The 1,549-nt window shown below is 54.9% G+C and carries 3 protein-coding genes; 2 read left to right on the top strand and 1 reads right to left on the bottom strand.

The annotated features are described in order from the left end of the window. Positions 1–206 precede the first annotated feature (206 nt). Together AC1DRJ_RS27215 and AC1DRJ_RS27210 are read left to right on the top strand one after the other, a co-directional pair. The gene (locus AC1DRJ_RS27215; RefSeq protein ID WP_477804873.1) at positions 207–476 is read left to right on the top strand and encodes a DUF1654 domain-containing protein; all 270 of its coding nucleotides are present in this window, start codon (positions 207–209) and stop codon (positions 474–476) included. A gap of 4 nt (positions 477–480) precedes the next feature. Next, positions 481–1,170 carry an endonuclease gene (locus AC1DRJ_RS27210; RefSeq protein ID WP_477804872.1) on the top strand — a complete coding sequence of 230 codons (690 nt, stop codon included), beginning with the start codon at positions 481–483 and terminating at the stop codon, positions 1,168–1,170. A 67-nt stretch (positions 1,171–1,237) separates the two neighbouring features. On the opposite strand, the gene AC1DRJ_RS27205 is transcribed toward AC1DRJ_RS27210, so the two are convergent. Continuing rightward, a partial coding sequence (locus AC1DRJ_RS27205; RefSeq protein ID WP_477804871.1) for an SPOR domain-containing protein occupies positions 1,238–1,549 on the bottom strand: 312 nt, incomplete at its 5' end.

Here is a 1,549-nt window from a genome sequence, read left to right as displayed (position 1 = left end):
CTGATGAGGCAGGCGCAATGCGCTTCCTTGACGCACCCACGGAAGGCTGCCTCTCTCAACCCCTCGTCAGCGTTGACGGGTGGTTCACGTCTTGCCCAAAACCTCGATAAAATTTTTCCTTCTTCCTACACCAAACGGAAAAACTGCTGTCAGAGGCTTTTCTTAACTTTTAAGCAGTTGCGAAAATGCTTACAGTTTAATACTGTATGTACGTACAGCTTAATAAGGACAATCCTGTGGCCGCCACCTCCGCCTCCGTTGACACCTATGCACGCATGGGTCTGCGCGTTCAGAAAATCATCAATTCCCCCACCGCTCAAAAAGCCAAAGCCGCACTGATCTTCCGCCTGCCGGACGAACCCGTGGATGAGTGGGAGCAATTGCTCGAAGAGATCGACGAGAACGACAACGTTACCCTCGCCTATCGTGACGATGGCGGTGTGCAGATTTTCTGGGTTGTGCCGAAGGAAGATTGAGTCAATGAGTGTCCGCTGGTTTGCTTTGCTGTTTCTGCTAATCGCCCTCGGCGCCCAGGCTGGCGCCCCGCGCACTTTCGATGAGGCCAAAAAAGTCGCCTGGAAGTTGTATGCACCGCAATCCACCGAGTTTTATTGCGGCTGCAAATACACCGGCAACAAGGTGAACTTGGCGGCCTGTGGTTATGTGCCGCGCAAAAACGCCAAACGCGCCGCCCGCATCGAGTGGGAACACATTGTCCCGGCGTGGCAGATCGGCCATCAGCGTCAGTGCTGGCAGACAGGTGGACGCAAAAATTGCACCCGTTTTGATCCGGTTTACCAGAAGGCCGAAGCCGATTTACACAACCTGGTGCCGAGCATTGGCGAGGTAAATGGCGATCGCAATAATTTCAGTTTTGGTTGGCTGCCGGTGCAGACTGGCCAATATGGCTCATGCCTGACTCAGGTCGACTTCAAGGCGAAGAAGGTCATGCCCCGTCCCTCCATTCGCGGCATGATTGCCCGGACTTATTTTTATATGAGCAAGCAATACGGTTTGAGCTTGTCGAAACAGGATCGCCAACTGTACGAGGCCTGGAACAAAACCTATCCGGTGGAAGCCTGGGAACGCCAGCGCAATCAAAGCGTGGCGTGTGCCATGGGTCGCGGCAATGAGTTTGTCGGACCGGTGAATATGAAAGCCTGCGGCTGATCGCCACAGAAAAGAAAAAAGGCCTCGGTGTAGAACCCGAGGCCTTTTGCGTTTCCAGCCGCCTGCGTTACTGGGCTGCAGGACGCTCAAGCACCAGCACTTCGATGTTCTGTTTCTTGGCCCGGGTAAGCGCCGCAGCCACCTCTGCCTGCTTGGCTTCGGCCTCGGCTTTCGAACTGTATGGCCCCATCAGAATGCGCGTGTTGCCGTTTTCCATGACGACGCTGGAAACGAAGCTATGCTCGATCAACCAGCCGCTCAAATCGCTGACAGCCTGGGTTGTTACGCCTCGCACTTCGAGATCCCATTGTGGCCCGTTAGCGGCCACGGGGGCGGAAACGACTGCCGGCTTAGACTTTTGAGCATCAACACTCTTACC

It is taken from the genome of Pseudomonas sp. P5_B2 (genome assembly GCF_056400445.1).
This window is presented reverse-complemented; position numbering and strand designations above follow the sequence as displayed.